Below are 18,744 nucleotides of genomic sequence, written 5' to 3' on the forward strand. Positions count from 1 at the left end.
AGTCTTATGCTTTGTTTACGTTTACTGCTTGTGGTCCGCGATCTGAATCTTCAACGTCGAAAGTCACTGCTTGACCTTCTTCTAAAGTTTTGAATCCTTCACCTTGGATAGCTGAGAAATGTACAAATACATCTGTACCGTCTTCGCGAGAGATAAAACCAAACCCTTTTTCAGCATTGAACCATTTAACTGTACCTTGTTCCATTAAAAAAAACCTCCTCGTGCATCAGCACTTAATTGTGTGTAACGTTGCTTTTGTGCGATAGAGGTGTCCCTTACGTTTCAACATCTATACTGCAAACAAAATTACAATAATATTTTACACTTGAAGATATTTTTTTGCAAGACAGAAGATTAATTCTTTCTCGCTGATTTTTAATCTTTTTTCTTTTTTGAGCTATCTGAACAGTATTGCAAGAAGAAATCGTTGTTTTTATAGGATTAGCCAAAGAGATTCCCCATTGTAAAGAACCGTTGTCTGAACATAGACATTAATCGGTACTTGCTTCACTTGTCCTTCTGTTCCTTGCTGCGGACAGTCAGTTGATCTAGTTCTACCATTTTCTCAAAATCCACACGACCCTTTATTCCTCCCACAGTCCTTCTTCCCGCAAGCTTACATAAGCATTGTCACCAATGATCAGGTGATCCAGCAAATCGATCCCCATGATCTCACCGCATTTCATCAAACGCCGGGTAAAAGCCAAATCAGCCTCACTCGGTTGTGGACTGCCGCTTGGATGATTGTGGACCGCGATAACTCGGGCAGCACTGCAGCGGACCGCGCCATGAAAGATCTCTCTGGGATGCGCAATCGATTGATTCAGCGACCCGATGAACAAGGTCTTTTTTTGAATGATCTCGTTTTTGGTATTCAGATACAGACAAAGCAAATGTTCTTGGCGATAATCTTTCAACTCTTGCATCATGTGTTTCGCGATATCCATGCTGGAGTTGACTTTGCCATATTTCGGCTGCCCAGCTCGTTGGATGCGACCGCCCAATTCGATCATCGCCTTGATCTCGATGGCTTTGATCTGTCCAACACCCCGAATTTCTTGTAATTCATCAAGGGTCACCTGCTTGAGCTCATAGATATCCTCAAAGCGGTTCAAAATCGTACCGGCTAGTTCAAGTACATTCAGCGGATGGGCACCTGTACGCAGCAAGATTGCCAATAGTTCTTGGTTGGAAAGGGCATCCACCCCATATTGCAGCATCCGCTCACGGGGATAAGAACTTTGCGGAATAATGGTTTTATTCATAAAAAAACTCCTTTGCGGTTTTCTAAAATAGAAATACGCAAAGGAGGAGAGAATAGTCGTTGCTGTCAGGTTTATACTGTGTAAGCTTTTGTCAGAAACTCAGGAACCTCCGTCAAAGAAGTCAAAATCGTCAATACTTTTTCTTCAATGATCGTTGTTGGCGCGATCAAATCAGGAATCATAATGACGGAGATCCCGGCACGATGCGCGGCATGGATTCCATTGGCTGAATCTTCTAAGATAACCAAGGACTCTTTCGGCACATCAAGGATCTGTTGGGCTTTTTCAAAAATTTCAGGATCTGGTTTGGCTTTCGTCACATCATCAAAACAGACGATTGCTGGAAATTCAGCTGTTAAATCAGCAGCCTCTAGTAAGGTGTCGATAACTGCCCGCTGATTGCTGGACGCCAAAACCCTGGGAATCTGCTGCTCATCTAAGAAACGCAATATCTCATGCACCCCTGGTTTCAATTCTGCTGTCCCTTGTCTGAACATAGTCACCGTTCGATCAAACGCCGATTGAATGAAACGATCCACCGTATCCTGCCCAAATTCCGGGTCAAAACGTGTGTGATAGGCCGCCCAAACTTCTTCATCAGATACACCGACATAGGCCAGATAAAGATCTTTGCTATATGGGATCCCCATCTCATCTGCCACCACTTGCGTTGCCTGATAATAAAGCCATTCTGTATCAAACAACAAGCCATCCATATCGAAAATCACACCTTGCAGTTTAGTCATTGCTTCCTCCTATTGATCGTAATAATTCTCTTACTTCTGAAACAAAATATAACGAACCTGTGACTAACAATAAGTCTTCATTGGTCATTTTTTCTAATAACTCTGCTAATCCAAATTGCCATAATGACACCGTTGAGATTCTTTTTGAATCGATTTCTTGATACCCAGCAGCTAAGTTCACTGCTTTGGGAAAATCAAAGGTGGTCATATAAATATCTGCCTGGGGGATTTGCAATAGTTGTTCTAGCATTTCTGAGATATTCTTGGTTTCTAAAGCAGAAAAAAGGATATGGATCCGATAGTCACCGAACTCTTCCTTCATCGTATCCACCAATCGTGTCATTGCATGGGTGTTATGGGCCCCATCCAAAATCACCAATGGTTCCTGACTTAGTTTCTCCATCCGTGCAGGCCAGTGGGCTTTTTTTAAGCCATTGCGGACATTTTTGGCTGTAAATGGCACCTGTTGCTGCGCACAATATAGTGCATACAATTGAATCGCCACACCCGCATTTTCTGGTTGATGGCGCCCCAACATCGGCGTGATCAAGTGTTTGATCTTGCCTTGCTCATTTTCAAAATTAAATACTTCCCCCCATGATGAATCGGGGTGACGGTACTTGACTTGATAGCCTTCGCCCAAATGATAGGTCGCGGCATTGTTTTCTTTGGCTTTGGCATCGATCACGGATAATGCTGGCTCTGAGATGTTCCCTGTCACCAACGGGATGCCTGGTTTGACGATCCCCGCTTTATGGGCAGCAATTGCTTCAACTGTATCCCCTAGAACATCCATGTGATCCATCCCAATCGTCGTAATCGCCGTCAGAATCGGTGTGATCACATTGGTACTATCCAACAGGCCTCCAAGACCGACTTCAATCAAAGCAACATCGACTTTCTGTTCAGCAAAGTACCCCAACGCGATCGCCGTAATGATTTCAAATTGCGTGATACCAGTCACATCTTCTTCTGCATCCATTTCCACGACGATGGGTTGTACCCGTTCCACCCAGACAACCAAATCTTCATCTGAAATAAAGGTGCCATTGATTTCGATCCGTTCATTGAAAGACTCGATATGCGGAGACGTAAATGTCCCAACATGCAGACCGTTTTCTTCTAATAAACTGCGCAAATAACTAATGGTTGATCCTTTCCCATTGGTTCCAGCGATATGGATCATGGTTACTTCTTTCTCAGGATTGCCTAGTCGCTTCAATAACGCCTCAACACGGCGTAATCCTGGCCTGATACCAAATGTTAAACGTCCATGGATCCATGCAATTGCTTCTTCGCTTGTCATCTCATTCACCTCATGTTTATTTTAACAAAAAATGAAGGGCATGCCTAATCTCTCTCCTCATCTTTGTTATTTAGCTTAAAAAAAAGAACAGCTCAAATTTCTAGCTGTTCTCTTCTTTACATCATGATCATCCATGCTGCCAATACTTGGTCTTGCTTATTGAATCGTCCGTAATTGTTCGATCCGTTCTTGTACTTGTTGTTTCTTCTCAAGGTAATCCGCTTCTTTGCTGCGTTCTTGCGCAACCACTTCTTCAGGAGCATTGGCCACAAAGCGCTCATTCGATAATTTGCCTTGAACACGTTTGACTTCTTGGTTATATTTATCTAATTCTTTGACCAATCGGCTGATTTCTTCTTCGATATTGATCAAGCCTGCCAGCGGCAAGTAAATCGTCGCCCCGGTCAAAATCGCGGACATTGCAAGCTCTGGCGCATCCAGTTCATTGGAAATCACCAATTCTTCCGGATTACAGAAGCGCTCGATATAATTTTTGTTGTTGATCAAAAACTCTTCTACTGTTTGATCGTTGGTTTGGATCAATAGCGTGATTGGTTTGGACAATGGCGTGTTGACTTCCGCACGAATGTTGCGGACTGAACGAATCAACTCTTTCAAGACTTCCATCCCATGTGCCGCTTTGTCATCGGACCATTCTGGTGCCACTACTGGATAATCCGCTACGACGAGGGATTCACCGGTATGCGGTAATTTGCTCCAAATTTCTTCCGTCACAAATGGCATGATTGGATGCAGCAAGCGAAGAATTTGGTCAAGCACATGGACCAAAATACTCTTATTGACTTGTTTGGCTACTTCATTATCGCCATACAATGTTTCTTTGGACATTTCGATATACCAATCACAGAAATCATCCCAGATAAAGTTATATAATTGACGACCAGCTTCACCAAACTCAAACCGTTCAAATAATTCAGTGACTTTTTCGATGGTTTCATTTAGACGGGTCAAGATCCAACGATCAGCGACAGATTTTTCACCAGAAAAATCGATATCTGTTCCTGTCATCCCTTCCACATTCATCAAGACAAACCGAGAAGCATTCCAGATTTTGTTGATGAAGTTCCAAGCGGCATCCATTTTTTCATAACTGAAACGAACATCTTGCCCAGGAGCAGAGCCATTCGATAAGAACCAACGTAAGGCATCGGCACCATATTTTTCAATGACTTCTATCGGATCGATCCCGTTGCCCAATGATTTGCTCATTTTGCGGCCTTGTTCATCACGAATCAACCCATGGATCAAGACATTCTCAAAAGGCCGTTTGCCTGTGAATTCCAAACTTTGGAATATCATGCGGCTAACCCAGAAGAAAATAATATCATAGCCTGTAACCAACGTATTGGTTGGGAAGTAGCGTTGATAATCTGCGCTTTGTTCATCTGGCCAACCCATGGTTGAAAATGGCCACAATGCTGAACTGAACCAAGTATCTAAGACGTCAGGATCTTGTTGCCAATTCTCTGCATCTTCTGGCGCTTCTAAACCAACATACATCTCGCCTGTTTCTTTATGATACCAAGCTGGAATTTGGTGGCCCCACCATAGTTGGCGAGAAATGACCCAATCGTGGACATTATCCATCCAACGTAAAAACGTTTGATTGAAACGTGGCGGATAGAATTCCACTGCTTCTTCCGTGCCTTGATTGTCGATCGCTTGTTTGGCAAGAGGCGCCATTTTCACAAACCATTGCGTGGATAGTCTAGGCTCTACGACAACCCCAGTACGCTCTGAATGACCCACACTGTGAACCATTTTTTCGATTTTGATCAAACGACCTAGTACATCTAAGTCTTTGACGATTTGTTTTCTAGCGGCAAAACGATCCATGCCCGCATAAGCACCCGCTAAATCGTTCATTGAGCCGTCTTCATTCATCACATTGACTCTTGGCAAGTCATGGCGGTTACCTACCTCAAAGTCATTTGGATCATGTGCTGGGGTGATTTTCACCACACCTGTTCCAAATTCTTGATCCACATACGTATCGGCAATGATTGGAATTTCTTTGTTGACCAATGGCAAAATCACCATCTTACCGATCAAATCTTGGTAACGCACATCATCTGGATGTACAGCAATCGCGGTATCTCCTAACATCGTTTCTGGTCGGGTCGTAGCGATCTCAACAACACCACTACCGTCTGCCAATTCATAAGACATATGATAAAAGGCGCCTTCGATGTCTTTATGGATCACTTCAATATCAGATAAAGCTGTCCGTGCTTGGGGATCCCAGTTGATGATATACTCCCCACGATAGATCAATTCTTTCTCATATAAAGTCACAAAGACTTTGCGGACTGCTTCTGACAAACCGTCATCTAGCGTGAACCGTTCACGACTGTAATCCAATGACAAGCCCATTTTGGCCCATTGCTCGCGAATATGGCCTGCATATTCTTCTTTCCAGTCCCAGACTTGCTCAATAAATTTTTCCCGACCTAGATCATAACGAGAAATCCCTTGTTCTCTTAATTTTTCTTCGACTTTGGCTTGGGTTGCGATCCCTGCATGATCCATTCCTGGCAGCCATAAGGTGTCAAAGCCTTGCATCCGTTTTTGACGAATGATGATATCTTGCAGTGTTGTATCCCAGGCATGGCCTAAATGTAATTTTCCTGTTACGTTTGGTGGCGGGATCACGATCGAGTATGGTTTGGCTTCTGGATTGCCGCTTGGTTTAAAGCGATCATGATCAAGCCAGTTTTGATAGCGTCCGGCTTCAACTTCTTGGGGATTGTATTTGGTTGATAATTCCTCTGTCATTGAGATTCCTCCTGTTTGGCTTACTTGATGCTGCAAGTTGTGCTGTTGTTCAAAGGCTGTTGTTTTCAGAGGCGTTCTTCCTCTTGCCACTACAGATCATCGCCGTACCGTCTACAGCAAAAAGCACCCTAAATGCCGAGGCATTTAGGGCGCTGATACGCGGTACCACCTAAATTGCAGATTTCTCTGCCACTTTGACGTGAGTTAACGGTCACGACGCGTTTGTCCTTGGATCAACCTGATCTTCAGATCAAAGACCTTCAAGCTACCTTCTTTGTTTCTGGCAAAGTCTTGCACCAACCGACTTTTCTCTACACACCAGGGCAACAAATACTCCTCTTGAACCTTGTCTTGTTATGTCATTCTTGTTTCATCTTGACTCATTCTACAATGAAGCTTGTGAAAAGTCAATCAGCGGTTTGCTTTGGCTGCTTCAATTGCTGCGTTGTAGTCCGGTTCTTGGGCAATTTCTGGGACAATCTCAACGTGACGGATAACACCATCTGCGTCCAAGACAAAGATCGCACGGGCGAAATGGCCAAAGGTTGGAATCATGATGTGGTATGCTTCACCGAACGTATTCGCTGGATCGTGTAAAACGATCATATCGACGCCTTCTTTGCCGCACCAATTCTCTTGTTCTTCTTTGGTATTATTTGAAATCGTTACGAAATGGATATCATCTATTTGGCTGGCTTCTTGATTAAAGCGCTTGGTTTGCAGGGCACACACCCGCGTATCGATATCAGGAACCACACTGATGATGGTTGCTTTTCCTAAAAAACTAGCCAGCGTGTATTCTGTATCATCTAAACTCTTCAAACGAAAATCATGGGCGATATCTCCCACTCGTGGTTGATCACCTGGCACCTCATAGACAGTTCCTTTACGTGTCACTTGCATATCATCTCTCCTATTGCGTTTTCTCCCAGTATAAGGAAGAATCAGCGAAAACGAAAAGGATTTGCTCAAACCTTCGTTTTTTGTGAATAGGTCGTGTCAAAAAAGATCAATGTCTGTAATTCAGTGGTTAAATCAATATATTGGATATTCACGGCTTTCGGTACGACGACCGGATCTGGTGCAAAGTTTAATATTGCTGTGATGCCGGCATCGACGATGGCATCGATCGCGTGTTGCGAATAGCGGCTAGGAACTGTCGAAATAGCGACTGTGATGCCTTTTTCTTGCACGATTGCTGCCAATTGGTCCATGCCGTATACATACTGATCGCCGATCATTTGGCCTACGATAGATGGGTCATTGTCAAAGACCGCGGATACGGACAAATTTTCGTTGCGGCGGAAATTGTTATTGGCCAAAGCTTTGCCTAAATTTCCGAATCCAATCAAGGCAATTTTCTTTTCTTCGTTGGTTTCAAGAATATGACTCAATACCTCGATCAAGTAAGGAACATCATAGCCATATCCGCTGCGGCCTAATTCACCTAAGTGAGAAAAGTCGCGACGAATCGTTGCAGATGGAACTTGTGTAATCTCCGCAAATTCTTTTGATTTGATTCGTTGGACACCAGTAGCATCCAGAAGTTTTAAGTGCCTTAAATACGCTGGCAATCGTTTGGCCGTTGCTTTGGGCAATTTCTTTTCTCTTAAGAACTCCATCATCCTACCTCCTTGTTAAATCATTCACATATCGAGTGTAGCACGTTGAAATTTGAATAGCAAGAAATTGTTCACAAACTTTCCCGCTAAAAAGCCTGCATGTCCGATATACGGCGTGCAGGCTTCCAGCATTTTGCTGTTTTTATTTTCTGGTTCTTATAAAAAATCAGCAAACTCTTCGTTCTTGGTTTGATTGGCAGTGATTTGCTCGATTTTCAACCCCGCCATGGCACGGCTGATCATTCCCTCAATATCTAAACGTGCCTCATACAAATGAACTTTTTCCAATTTTGGCCGTGTCTTTGGTTGTGGCGGCGCAAAAATTGTACAACAGTCTTCAAAAGGTTGGATCGCAAGGTCAAAGGTGTCGATTTCTTGGGCAACATCAATGATCTCTAGTTTATCCATCGTTGCCACTGGGCGGATGATGGGTGTGGTCGTCACTTCATTGATTGCAACCATCGATTGTAAAGTTTGTGAAGCCACTTGACCTAATGATTCACCATTCAAAATGATTAGTCCATGGCGTTGTTCCCGAATCGCATCTGTGATTCTGAGCATCATCCGTCGGGTCAATGTCATCCAATAGCCTTGCGGCACACGGTTTTTGATTTCTTCTTGCACTTCGGTAAAGGGCACTTCGATAAATTGGATACTGCCGACATAGGGCACCAATTTTTCAGTCAAGTCTTTGGCTTTTTGCAACGCTTGTTCACTTGTGTATGGTGGGCTTGCAAAATGGACGGCTTCGATCTCGACCCCACGCTTCATGGCATAATAGCCAGCAACTGGTGAATCGATCCCGCCAGACAGCATCAGCATCCCTTTCCCGCTAGTCCCCACTGGCAAACCGCCAGCACCTTGGATCGTTTCATAAGACAAATAAGCGCCATCCATCCGAATCTCTACCCGCAGATTGATATCTGGTTTCTTCATTTGCACGCGGATATCTGGGAAAATATCAAACACGGCATTCCCTAAAGTCAGATTCAGTTCATTACTGTCTTGGATGAAAGAATGATCGCTGCGTTTGGCAGTGATCTTAAAGGTTTCTTCCCCAGTATAAATTTCTTTCATCAATGTGCGAACGGATTCTTTTAAGACATCGATATCTTTTTCGACACGAATACTTGGTGAGAAATTTTGAATACCAAAGACTTTCTGCAGCTTCGGTATGATCAGTTGACCTTCAGCGCCATTCAACAATAAGTGCATCCGATCTCTTTCGGCATGAATCTTCACATCAGGAAAATCTGCCAGCGTCCGTTTCACATTTTCTGCCAGTTGCATAATAAAGCTGCGACGGTTTTTCCCTTTGGTAGATAGTTCGCCATAACGAACCATGATTTCTGTATAATTCACGAATAAACTCCTTTTTCTGTCGATTGATTAGTTGATTTTAGAAAACTTCTGATACAGTTGATGAAAGACGATCAAGAATTGCTCGACCTCTGCCATTGTATTGCTCTCATCTAGACTGATACGCACCGCTGATGTCGCTAAGTCATTGGCGACCTGCATGGCATGCAACGTGCTGCTGGCCATTTTTTTGCGGGAAGAACAGGCACTGGTAGTAGAAATATAAATTTGCTTTTCTTCAAATGCATGGACCAATACTTCACCACGGATCCCTTTTAATGAAAAGCAGAGGATGTGCGGGGCAAAGCCTTCAGTACTAGAAAATAAGGTGACTTTCTCATAGCTGGCCAAAGCCTCCAGTAAGTATTGTTTTAATTGTTGCACATGTTTTGGTCTTTCAGCTTTTTGTTCTACGGCTAAGCGCAAGGCTTTGGCCATGGAAGCAATCGCTGGTACATTTTCAGTACCGCTGCGCTGGTTGTTTTCTTGCCCGCCGCCTGTCATCAGAGGCGCTAGTTTTCGGCCTTCTTTCCAGTATATGAACCCAACACCTCGTGGTCCATGAAATTTGTGGGCAGAAAATGTTGCAAAATCGACGCGGGCTGGCAGCCATTCCTCTTGGGCTACTTTAGTGATGGCTTGGACAGCATCCACATGAAAGTGAATTGTCGGATAGGCTTCAAGGACAGCCGCAATTTCTTTGATGGGCTGAATACTGCCAATTTCATTGTTGACTGCCATGACCGATACCACAATCGTTTCCTTGCGGATCATATCGGCAAGTGCGGCGACGTTGACAAAGCCTTGTCCATCAACTGGTGCAATACTGACGTCAAAGCCCAATTCTGTTAATTGCGCTGCAGTTTCACTTACAGCTGGATGTTCAATACTTGATATGATCAAATGATTGCCGTAGGCTTTCTTGGCTAATGCAGCTCCTTTCAACACCCAGTTGTCCCCTTCTGTTCCACCACTTGTAAAGGCGATCTCAGATGATTTGACAGATAGCATGTCTGCAATTTGCTGTCTTGATTGCTGCAGCAACCGATTGGATTGATTGCCTAAATCATGGAGACTGGAGGGATTACCGATGATGCGCTGACTGACTTGTGTATATGTATGTAAAGCTTGAGGGTAGATCGCTGTTGTGGCACTGTTGTCAAAATAAATCAATGATAGGACCCTTTCTCTAAAAAATTCTTTCCCATTATAACTGGTGCAGCTGACACTTTCAAGGTTTGTTCATCAATGTTGCGATTTTATAAAGAATGGCTATTGTATCTTTCAGATCATCACGCACTGATCGATCGCAGAAAGAAAGCCAGCCGTTTTGCACTGGCTGGCTTCGGGATTAGACTAAATCTCGGTTATTGAAATAAAAGTTTTCGATTCGTTTGAAGGCGCCTGGTTCGACACGTTCTAAAGCTGTCCCAATTTCATCTAATGCATCTTGATAGCGATACTCTTTGCTGAAAAGATACAAGGCTTTGTCGATGGCTGCTTTGATATCTGGATGGGAATGACGGTAACGATTGGCATATTGCATCATTTGCTCCGTCAACGCTGCCGCATCGACTAAATCGTGGGTTTGTTCATCTAATAGATCTAAGTCATCTTCACAGACAGAAACCAATTTGTTGATGTCTTGCATGTTGATGCGGATCTTGTTCAATTCTTTCCCAAGATCTTCGACACGATCTGTAGCTACAAAGAAGAATTCTAAGTATTCTCCTGGCAAACCTGGCAAACGTTGTTTTTCGACGAAGCGTTTCAAGTTGCGCAAACGGAACTCGAAGGTTTCCACTTTTTCGTGGGCAACTTTTTCACCACGGCGCAATTCTGCCAATGATTCATCGATCTCAACTTGTTGACTTTCGACGTCATCAAGGATTTTGTAGGCATCTTTATAGTAGCTTTGCACTTCTGAATAAGGAATTTCATGATTTTCAAGTTGCGGTAAATAATCACTGTTCCGTCGTGCCAACTCATCAACTTCCGTTTGGAAGCCGCGGACACGGCCTAATTCATTGTGATTCAACGTATAGCTTTGTGCGGTATGATCCAATTCGATCAACAATTGACGGTTATTCTTTGTGGCATGCTCAATGTAATCAACGATCACTTGGCGGTTCTTCAACACATATTTCTTGGCGTTGATCTCTCGCTCCATAACGGTATACAAGCCGTCAATATCACTGGCCGTATCACGATTGGCAACTTCGACAGTAGCCACTTCTGTTTTGGCAAGATCATTGGTTGAGTTTTCCACACGTTTTTTCACACGATTGATGTCATCTTGGAAATTCTGTTCAGGAAAGACATATTTTTGATCAAGCAGTTTTTGGTACCCGTCTTGGATCTCTTTTAATTGGTCTGGGAAAGTCCGACTCAAGTCTTCATACGCAGCCGGGATGCGTTTCATCAGATCTTCGACTTCATAGGTGTGTTGTTCCGCTTGATCGAGGACTTCGCGGGCTTCAACTGGATCACCTGATGTATTCAATGTCACAAATTGTGTGAACTCAATTTCGATATTTTTGATTTGTTTTTGTAATTCATTGTAAGCTGGACCAAACTCTTCGCCTTGCTCACGAAGATTTTTTTTCAATTCTTCATATACATCTAGCGCTTTTTGGACTTCTAATGAATTACGCTCTTCACTCTCACGCAATTCTTTCAATCCTGCACGGATCTCTTCGACTTGGCTTTCCATATCATTCATGGTTGCTTCTGCTTGTTCGATTGCACCTTTGGCTTTAAAGAAGCGAATCCGCTCATTCAGCTCTTCAACTTCAAAAATTTGACTTTCCAACTCAGCAAATGACTTCGTTGAGATATCTGTCCATTGCTGGTTCCATTCCCGGAACGTATTTTGACTCTGTCCGACAAGGTGCATACGTTTGACTTCATCGACCTCTTCTATGACTGGCAAGTCAAACAGATTTTCTTTGCGCTTTTCCAAGACATTCAGCTTTTCTTGGTTTTTCTTTCGCATAAAATAGCCGATTGCATATAGAATCGCTGCAATGACGATAATTGCAATGACAATGCCGAAGATGATATTAGTTCCCATGTTGTGGTTCCTCCAATTTTCAAATATACATGTTGCGTCTGAAATCTGCCCAACAGCAGATTGATTTTGATTTCGGGGCTCTTTTCACAAAAGGACAGAAGTTCCCTTTATAAAAAAGCATCTACGCTAGATTATAGCATAAAGAAAAAAATCAAGCATTAGATTGAGGCAAAAAAGATTGAGTTTTTTGGCACCCTTTTTTCGTTTGGTGCTATTTTCAGTGAAATGGAAAGCAATTGATGAAAATTTACAGGAGATAATTGGTTTTTTATACATTTTATCATCTTTTTTCAAGAAACAGCTTGATTTATCAAATGCGACACTGTACTCTAGTAAAAAGCTTGAACAGGAGTATGTCAAATGAAAGTAGCAAAATTTGGAGGCAGTTCTCTCGCCTCGGCTGAACAAGTTCAAAAGGTAGTTGATATTATCAAAGAAGATTCTGAGCGGCGTTTTATCGTTGTGTCTGCCCCTGGTAAGCGCAATCCCTCAGACAAAAAGGTGACAGACCTGCTCTTAGCAGTTTGTGCTGCCCGTTGTGCCAATGAACCGATCGATGGTTTGATCGACGAAATCTATGGCCGTTATGAAGCAATCGCTGCCCCATTTAAGATTGCACCTGACCATTTAGTGGCCATTCGCAGCTCATTACAACAATTTGTCACATTGCCCTATGAAAACAATCCGCATTTTTATGATACCGTGTTGGCCAGCGGCGAAGACAACAACGCCAAATTGATTGCGGGCATCTTACAAAGCAATGGATTGCCTGCCCGCTACATGAATCCGCAAGAATTGGGGATGATCGTGACAGATGAGCCGCAGAATGCCCGCATTCTGAACACATCTTATGAAAATATTCATGCTTGGCATGACAGTCAAGATATCTTAGTGATCCCTGGATTCTTCGGTTATACCGAAGCTGGAGACATCTGCACCTTTTCCCGTGGCGGTTCTGATATTTCAGGTGCAATCGTTTCGGCTGGATTGCAAGTGGATCTATATGAAAACTTTACGGATGTGGATGGTATCTTTTCAGCACATCCTGGTTATGTTCATCGCCCTGAGTCGATCAAAGAAGTGACATATCGAGAAATGCGGGAATTGTCGTATGCCGGGTTCACCGTCTTGCATGATGAAGCATTGATGCCTTCTTATCATGCAAAGATTCCTGTCGTGATCAAAAATACCAACAATCCTAGTCACCCTGGAACGCGGATCACCAACCACCGAGATAATCTCGAACAACCTGTGATTGGTGTCGCCAGCGACGAAGGGTTTTGCATGATCTATATCCGCAAGTACCTCATGAACCGCGAAGTCGGTTTCACCTTGCGGGTACTGGAGATTTTCCGTGATCTTGATTTGAATTATGAACACATGCCTTCAGGAATCGATGACATCTCGATCATCATGCGTTCCAATCAATTAACCGCTGAATTAGAAGAAACGTTGCTAAGAAAAATTGCTTATGAGATCGATCCGGATGAATTGCGGATCACCCATGATCTGTCGATGGTCGTCGTCGTAGGCGAAGGTATGCGTCAGCGTGTAGGGATCACTGCAGACAGTACCGCAGCCCTGGCCCGCAAAAATATCAACTTAGAAATGATCAATCAAGGTTCTTCCGAAGTCAGCATCATGTTTGGTATCCACAAAGAGCAAGAAAAAGCTGCAGTTCGGACCTTGTACTACACATTTTTCGATTGACCACATATAAAATGACCGCCAACAATGCCCAAAGTGCAGCATTGTTGGCGGTCATTTTTTTAAGATTGCGGGTCCTGTGCCTGTTTCGCTTCGATTTGCCGGGCGATCTCCGCTTTGATTTTGCGTTCTGGGGCAAAGCGTTCTGCCCAGTCCGCTGGCTTCATGACCTTATGGGTTTCTGGATGATAATGGGGTTGGCCATCAGGAAATAATTTACCCATATTGGCTAGATGGACAATGGCTAACAAAGGATCTGGATCGATCCCCATAAGGGAGAATGAGCCATAGGTGAAGTAAAGCAAATCACAGAGGGCATCCACTTGTTCCGTAAAAGAATCTTCAGTAGGCTGCCCTTTGGCCATCAGTTTCTGCTCAGCTTGATCAATCGCTTCATGCAACTGAGAAAGACCGGCAGAAAATTTTTCTTGGTCGTTGTTGCTGGCTGCATAAATAAATTCAACGATTTCCTCGATTTTGAAACCACTGCGAAAAATGGCCTTCTCGTAAGAAAATGGTTGGGGGATCGTGGGACAGGTGGGGTCAAAGGTGCGGTGAAATTCTTCAGTCATCTCAAATGGACGCATGGATTTTCCTCTTTTCTCGCTAGGATAGCTGTTTATGTTTTTGAACTGGCGTCGATAATACCAAAATGGATCAAAGCCTGTTGAATGCCATCTTCATCGTTAGAAGCAGTGACATAATCCGCACTGTCTTTGGTCACGTCTTGCCCATTCCCCATCGCCACACCAATCCCCACACCTTCTAACATCTCAACATCATTGAAATGATCCCCAAAAGCCATCGCTTCTTCGACAGCAATCCCTTCATAGGCAAGGAATTCTTTGATCCCTCGTAATTTTGACCCTCGTTTGGGCACGATATCCACTGAATAAGCATTGGAACGTTTGAAGTCGCATTGGGGCAACTTATTGATCAATTTTTGCTTTTCAGATTCGGGACTCAACATAATACATTGATAAATTGGTTCCCGTAAAATATCTAACGACTCATAACGTTTTGCGTTACGGTTCGGACTAAAACGCTGCAGCAATTTCTTCAAAAAACCCACAGGAAATTTCTTCGGTACAAAACGCAAGTACCGTTGCATGCTGGGGGATTGGCTTAGACGAATCGTCAAACTGCCTGCGACTTGGGTTTCACCGCCAAACATCACTTGCCGATAATTTTCATCCGCATAATCAACGATCGTTTCCAGGGTTTTCTTCGAAAATGGTTTGGCATAAATCAGACTTTCTTTGGTATAAACAAATTGGCCATTATATGTAATAAACATATCTAACGACAGATAGTCGACGACTTTATCTAAGTCTACTGGTCCGCGACCGGTCGCCACACCACACAAGACACCCTTTTCTTGGGCTTGTTTGATGGCGGCCCGGGTACTAGATAGGGCTTTGCCGTTATTGGCAATCAGTGTGCCATCGATATCAAAAAAAATTGCTTTAATCATAGGGCTCCTCAAAATAACGCTAATTGGTTGGGATTCAATGCTTCATAGTTCAATTGCAGTTGACTGATCATCGCGCGCGCATTGTCCGCGGCATCTCGACCGGCATTGTTATTAAAGATCACTGCCGTCTCTTGGGCGTGCTTAGCCACGGATCGCACAGCAGTCGACAGTTCATTGATTTCTTTCTCGTTGTATCGGTATAATGTACGCAAATTTTTTGCTTCTGGTCCGGTTGCTGTCCAGCCGCTATCATTCCGTCCGTGCAGTCGACACAAAGCAAAGGCCGGATTGGTCACGGTTAGATCTAAAGGGATCGTTGTAGACAAACGTTTGGGCTGATCTACGACCACCAATGACAATTGGCGCTCTTTCATAAAGTCGATCATGGAGGAATAGACAGCCGGTTGATACCAACTTTGATCCCGCAGCTCAATTGCTAATGGATACTCAGGAAACCAGTTGCGCACTTGCCCTAAATAGGCAACATGCTGCTTGGTGCATTTGAACTGATTAGGAAATTGCGCCAGCAGGCAAAACAATTTCCCTGCATCAACCATTGGGGCAATCGCTTCTTTGAAACGCTGCAATGATTCTTCCAATGTCATGCCTTCCGGCAACGCCCCTTGAGTCGTGATACTTTGATGTACCTTCAGGACAAAGCGGAAATTGTCCGGCACCTGAGTCAACCAGTTACGGACATCCTTTTCTTTGGGCAAAAAATGATAGGTCGTATCCAGCTCTACAATTGGAAAATAGCGGGCGTATTCAAATAATTTTGAACTTTTCCGGTCTACCAGACGCCCGTGTTCACTAAATGTCGTACAGCCTATGCGGATCATTTTTGACACCTCACTTGTCTTCTCATTTCAATAGTATACAATAGTTTAGAGTGAAGCGTAAATAATTAGTGCAGGTGATGAAAAAAATGAAACGAATTCTCGTACTACATACTGGCGGAACGATCGCCATGAAAGAAGATTCACTGACTGGCGGTGTCAGCCCAGACGTGAGCAATCCTTTAATGGATGCGCCGATCCACATTGACGAAGATGTAGAATTGATCGTTGAGGATATTTTCAATCTTCCCAGCCCCCACATGACGCCAACAGAAATGCTGCAATTGAAAGAACGTATCCAATTGGCCCATATCAGTGGCGTGACAGGTGTTGTCATCACCCATGGAACAGACACATTAGAGGAAACCGCCTTTTTCTTAGATACGACGATTGGCAGTCAATTACCGATCGTGATTACTGGTGCAATGCGCTCCAGCAATGAGATTGGCAGTGATGGTCTATACAATTTTGAAAGTGCGATTCGGGTAGCAAAGTGTCCTGAAGCCAACAATAAAGGTGTCTTGGTCGTGATGAATGATGAAATTCATTCTGCCCGCTATGTGACCAAGACCCATACCACCAACATTGCGACTTTCCGTACGCCTACATTAGGCCCAATCGGATTGGTGACCAAGCATCGCATCCTCTTCATGCAAGAATTATTGAACAGCCAACAAATAGATGTTGATCGCGTCGATGGCCTCTTTCCAATCATGAAAGCATACGCGGGCATGACTGGAGAACTGTTTGAGGCACTGGCAGATTCCCAGATCGATGGTTTAGTGATTGAAGCCCTCGGTGCTGGCAACTTGCCGCCGCAAACCATCGAGCCACTAAAGAAGCTGATTGACAGACAAATTCCAGTCGTGCTGGTTTCTCGCTGCTTCAATGGGATCGCAGAACCCGTTTACGATTACCCAGGCGGTGGTATTGAATTGCAGCAACTCGGGATTATTTTTTGCAACAGCATCAATAGTCAAAAAGCGCGTATCAAATTGCTGATTGCCAAAAATCGAGGCCTGACATTGCCTGAATTAAGAGCCTTTATGGAAAATTAAACCAAGAAACGTCCTGCATTCTTCCAAAAGAACACAGGACGTTTGTTTTGTATTATCTCTCTTGCCAAGTAAATACAGCCTCACAATAAGTCACATCAGCAATTTTGATTTCATGAAGGGTCTGCAATGGACGGACTTCCCCTGTGTCCAATGTCAGCGCCTCATTGATTTGGACATGACTATCGATCAGATTGCCATAGGCAACTTCGCGATCAAAACGAATCGTCACTTCTTGTACGAGATGTTTCGTCAGAAAATCATGACCCAGTACATCCAAAAGCCAATTGAAATAAATCGCGTTATTCACATGCTGGTTGCTATCGATATCATAAAAACGGACACGATATGGTAAAGATCGACCTTCCGTGATCGGCTCAATCTTCGGATAACGTTTGATGCGCTTGATCTTCACACTGCCATAAGGTGCCACGATCTCATCAGGTACACTGCTGACCTTACGGGTTTCAAGATTCATCAAGGCAAATACAGCCTCAATTTTGACCAATTCATTGCCTTGGTCATCTAGCAACCAAAAGTAACGGTAGCAAAAAAATTTATTGTATTCCTTGGCTTGGGTCACAACTTGGATCTGCTCTCCCACTTTTGGCAGCCTTGTGACCAAGATATGGTAGCTTGTAATGATCCAAGACAATCCATACCCACCGATCACTGTTGCGCCACGGTCTAATTGTTCGCTTTGTTCCTCTGATGCTTTGATTGCCACGCTTAACATCGCAGGAAAGGTCATCGTTTGATTGATATCACATTCATAATACGCAACTTCATGCGTGGTTTGGTACTTTGCTGCCATTAAAACATTGCCTCCTAAAAACGCTTCAAGCTGTCATCAATAGTTGATCCATACCTTGCGCCAAATTGATTTAGATGGATCATTAAATAATACAACGGTCCTTGTCCGCTGCCAAGCCGAAAATCGGCTGCGTGTTGTACTGCAGCTGTAAAAAAGATGGCTCAACATTGCCGCCCTGTGTTGTCAAAGTCCCTTTGTGCACCGATAAGAAAAGATTTTCCTAGCTTGATCTGATGCTTTACTGGGTCAAATGTGCAACCAAATACGCCTGTTCTTCTTTGTTCAAGCCTAATCCTTTTTCAATGTAATGGTCCACTGATCCGTATCGCGCCTCGATCGTTGCCAGACTTTCATCTAGGAAACTTTCTTCAGCCCGCATCAACACGGAAATGGCGTTCAGCAAATCATCGCCAAGATCTTTTGCCATCGGTTCAAATTTTGCTTTCAACATTGGGCCCAAATAACGATTGGTAGCCAAGTAATCTTGTTTGATCGTATCCCCATCGACACCGAGTACATGCAGTAACAAGAACGCGCCAAAACCAGTACGGTCCTTCCCAGCAGTACAATGAAACAAGGTAGCACCTGTTGAAGGGGCATTTTCGATGATCTGATCAAAAAATTGCCGATATTGTTTGCAGGCATAGGGACTTTCAACAAAATGACGATACACTTTTTTCATTTGCTCTTC

Annotated in this window: 17 protein-coding genes and 1 other annotated feature; of the genes, 2 read left to right on the forward strand and 15 right to left on the reverse strand. The window is 43.7% G+C overall.

Annotated elements, in window-relative coordinates; all coding sequences use genetic code 11:
- Positions 1-4: 4 nt before the first annotated feature.
- The 10 genes from ACYVRS_RS08015 to ezrA form a co-directional block, all read right to left on the reverse strand.
- Positions 5-205 carry a cold-shock protein gene (locus ACYVRS_RS08015; RefSeq protein ID WP_005225155.1) on the reverse strand — a complete coding sequence of 67 codons (201 nt, stop codon included), beginning with the start codon at positions 203-205 and terminating at the stop codon, positions 5-7.
- A gap of 379 nt (positions 206-584) precedes the next feature.
- Complete coding sequence (gene radC / locus ACYVRS_RS08020; RefSeq protein WP_312497586.1) at positions 585-1,265, reverse strand: RadC family protein; 681 nt, start codon at positions 1,263-1,265, stop codon at positions 585-587.
- Positions 1,266-1,336: 71 nt separating this feature from the next.
- Positions 1,337-2,011, reverse strand: coding sequence for an HAD family hydrolase (locus ACYVRS_RS08025; protein ID WP_461203109.1), 675 nt, complete (start codon positions 2,009-2,011; stop codon positions 1,337-1,339).
- Entirely contained in the window at positions 2,004-3,317 is a 1,314-nt protein-coding gene (locus ACYVRS_RS08030; protein WP_461203110.1) for a bifunctional folylpolyglutamate synthase/dihydrofolate synthase, read from the reverse strand. The genes ACYVRS_RS08025 and ACYVRS_RS08030 overlap by 8 nt, the downstream gene beginning before the upstream one ends.
- Positions 3,318-3,473: 156 nt before the next feature.
- Positions 3,474-6,113, reverse strand: coding sequence for a valine--tRNA ligase (locus tag ACYVRS_RS08035; protein WP_461203111.1), 2,640 nt, complete (start codon positions 6,111-6,113; stop codon positions 3,474-3,476).
- A gap of 142 nt (positions 6,114-6,255) precedes the next feature.
- Positions 6,256-6,469: a binding site (T-box leader), on the reverse strand.
- 55 nt (positions 6,470-6,524) lie between these two features.
- Positions 6,525-7,016 carry a thiol peroxidase gene (gene tpx / locus ACYVRS_RS08040; RefSeq protein WP_313510858.1) on the reverse strand — a complete coding sequence of 164 codons (492 nt, stop codon included), beginning with the start codon at positions 7,014-7,016 and terminating at the stop codon, positions 6,525-6,527.
- A 65-nt stretch (positions 7,017-7,081) separates the two neighbouring features.
- Positions 7,082-7,735, reverse strand: coding sequence for a redox-sensing transcriptional repressor Rex (locus ACYVRS_RS08045; RefSeq protein ID WP_312497591.1), 654 nt, complete (start codon positions 7,733-7,735; stop codon positions 7,082-7,084).
- 156 nt (positions 7,736-7,891) lie between these two features.
- Positions 7,892-9,097: a tRNA uracil 4-sulfurtransferase ThiI gene (gene thiI / locus ACYVRS_RS08050; RefSeq protein ID WP_312543001.1), complete on the reverse strand. Its 1,206-nt coding sequence runs from the start codon at positions 9,095-9,097 to the stop codon at positions 7,892-7,894.
- A 27-nt stretch (positions 9,098-9,124) separates the two neighbouring features.
- Positions 9,125-10,267 carry a cysteine desulfurase family protein gene (locus ACYVRS_RS08055; RefSeq protein WP_461203112.1) on the reverse strand — a complete coding sequence of 381 codons (1,143 nt, stop codon included), beginning with the start codon at positions 10,265-10,267 and terminating at the stop codon, positions 9,125-9,127.
- Between the two features lie 178 nt (positions 10,268-10,445).
- The gene (gene ezrA, locus ACYVRS_RS08060) at positions 10,446-12,167 is read right to left on the reverse strand and encodes a septation ring formation regulator EzrA (protein ID WP_313538263.1); all 1,722 of its coding nucleotides are present in this window, start codon (positions 12,165-12,167) and stop codon (positions 10,446-10,448) included.
- A 360-nt stretch (positions 12,168-12,527) separates the two neighbouring features.
- On the opposite strand from ezrA, the gene ACYVRS_RS08065 reads away from it, so the two are divergent.
- The gene (locus tag ACYVRS_RS08065) at positions 12,528-13,877 is read left to right on the forward strand and encodes an aspartate kinase (protein WP_313538265.1); all 1,350 of its coding nucleotides are present in this window, start codon (positions 12,528-12,530) and stop codon (positions 13,875-13,877) included.
- 59 nt (positions 13,878-13,936) lie between these two features.
- Here the strand turns inward: ACYVRS_RS08065 and ACYVRS_RS08070 are convergent, their stop codons facing one another.
- Genes ACYVRS_RS08070 through ACYVRS_RS08080 form a run of 3 tightly spaced genes read right to left on the reverse strand, consistent with a single transcriptional unit; the run spans position 13,937 to position 16,187 of the window.
- Positions 13,937-14,461, reverse strand: coding sequence for a pyrophosphohydrolase domain-containing protein (locus tag ACYVRS_RS08070; protein ID WP_461203113.1), 525 nt, complete (start codon positions 14,459-14,461; stop codon positions 13,937-13,939).
- A gap of 32 nt (positions 14,462-14,493) precedes the next feature.
- A complete protein-coding gene (locus tag ACYVRS_RS08075; protein ID WP_461197914.1) occupies positions 14,494-15,348 on the reverse strand; it encodes a Cof-type HAD-IIB family hydrolase in 855 nt (284 codons plus the stop codon).
- An 8-nt stretch (positions 15,349-15,356) separates the two neighbouring features.
- Entirely contained in the window at positions 15,357-16,187 is an 831-nt protein-coding gene (locus ACYVRS_RS08080) for a DUF72 domain-containing protein (RefSeq protein ID WP_461197944.1), read from the reverse strand.
- An 86-nt stretch (positions 16,188-16,273) separates the two neighbouring features.
- Between ACYVRS_RS08080 and ACYVRS_RS08085 the strand changes: the two genes are divergently transcribed.
- Complete coding sequence (locus ACYVRS_RS08085; protein WP_461197915.1) at positions 16,274-17,242, forward strand: asparaginase; 969 nt, start codon at positions 16,274-16,276, stop codon at positions 17,240-17,242.
- Positions 17,243-17,294: 52 nt separating this feature from the next.
- Here ACYVRS_RS08085 and ACYVRS_RS08090 read toward each other — a convergent pair whose 3' ends face one another.
- Both ACYVRS_RS08090 and ACYVRS_RS08095 read right to left on the reverse strand, forming a co-directional pair.
- Positions 17,295-18,053 (reverse strand): acyl-ACP thioesterase domain-containing protein, encoded by a 759-nt coding sequence (locus ACYVRS_RS08090; protein WP_461203114.1) that lies wholly within the window; start codon positions 18,051-18,053, stop codon positions 17,295-17,297.
- A 238-nt stretch (positions 18,054-18,291) separates the two neighbouring features.
- Entirely contained in the window at positions 18,292-18,735 is a 444-nt protein-coding gene (locus tag ACYVRS_RS08095; protein WP_461203115.1) for a tyrosine-protein phosphatase, read from the reverse strand.
- Positions 18,736-18,744 lie beyond the last annotated feature (9 nt).

The organism is Enterococcus salsurae (assembly GCF_054784955.1).

Coding starts and splice junctions, on each gene's coding strand:
- ACYVRS_RS08015 (WP_005225155.1), bottom strand. CDS start 205: ATGGAACAAGGTACAGTTAAATGGTTCAATGCTGAAAAAGGGTTTGGT.
- radC (WP_312497586.1), bottom strand. CDS start 1,265: ATGAATAAAACCATTATTCCGCAAAGTTCTTATCCCCGTGAGCGGATG.
- ACYVRS_RS08025 (WP_461203109.1), bottom strand. CDS start 2,011: ATGACTAAACTGCAAGGTGTGATTTTCGATATGGATGGCTTGTTGTTT.
- ACYVRS_RS08030 (WP_461203110.1), bottom strand. CDS start 3,317: ATGACAAGCGAAGAAGCAATTGCATGGATCCATGGACGTTTAACATTT.
- ACYVRS_RS08035 (WP_461203111.1), bottom strand. CDS start 6,113: ATGACAGAGGAATTATCAACCAAATACAATCCCCAAGAAGTTGAAGCC.
- tpx (WP_313510858.1), bottom strand. CDS start 7,016: ATGCAAGTGACACGTAAAGGAACTGTCTATGAGGTGCCAGGTGATCAA.
- ACYVRS_RS08045 (WP_312497591.1), bottom strand. CDS start 7,735: ATGGAGTTCTTAAGAGAAAAGAAATTGCCCAAAGCAACGGCCAAACGA.
- ezrA (WP_313538263.1), bottom strand. CDS start 12,167: ATGGGAACTAATATCATCTTCGGCATTGTCATTGCAATTATCGTCATT.
- ACYVRS_RS08065 (WP_313538265.1), top strand. CDS start 12,528: ATGAAAGTAGCAAAATTTGGAGGCAGTTCTCTCGCCTCGGCTGAACAA.
- ACYVRS_RS08070 (WP_461203113.1), bottom strand. CDS start 14,461: ATGCGTCCATTTGAGATGACTGAAGAATTTCACCGCACCTTTGACCCC.
- ACYVRS_RS08075 (WP_461197914.1), bottom strand. CDS start 15,348: ATGATTAAAGCAATTTTTTTTGATATCGATGGCACACTGATTGCCAAT.
- ACYVRS_RS08080 (WP_461197944.1), bottom strand. CDS start 16,187: ATGATCCGCATAGGCTGTACGACATTTAGTGAACACGGGCGTCTGGTA.
- ACYVRS_RS08085 (WP_461197915.1), top strand. CDS start 16,274: ATGAAACGAATTCTCGTACTACATACTGGCGGAACGATCGCCATGAAA.
- ACYVRS_RS08090 (WP_461203114.1), bottom strand. CDS start 18,053: ATGGCAGCAAAGTACCAAACCACGCATGAAGTTGCGTATTATGAATGT.
- ACYVRS_RS08095 (WP_461203115.1), bottom strand. CDS start 18,735: ATGAAAAAAGTGTATCGTCATTTTGTTGAAAGTCCCTATGCCTGCAAA.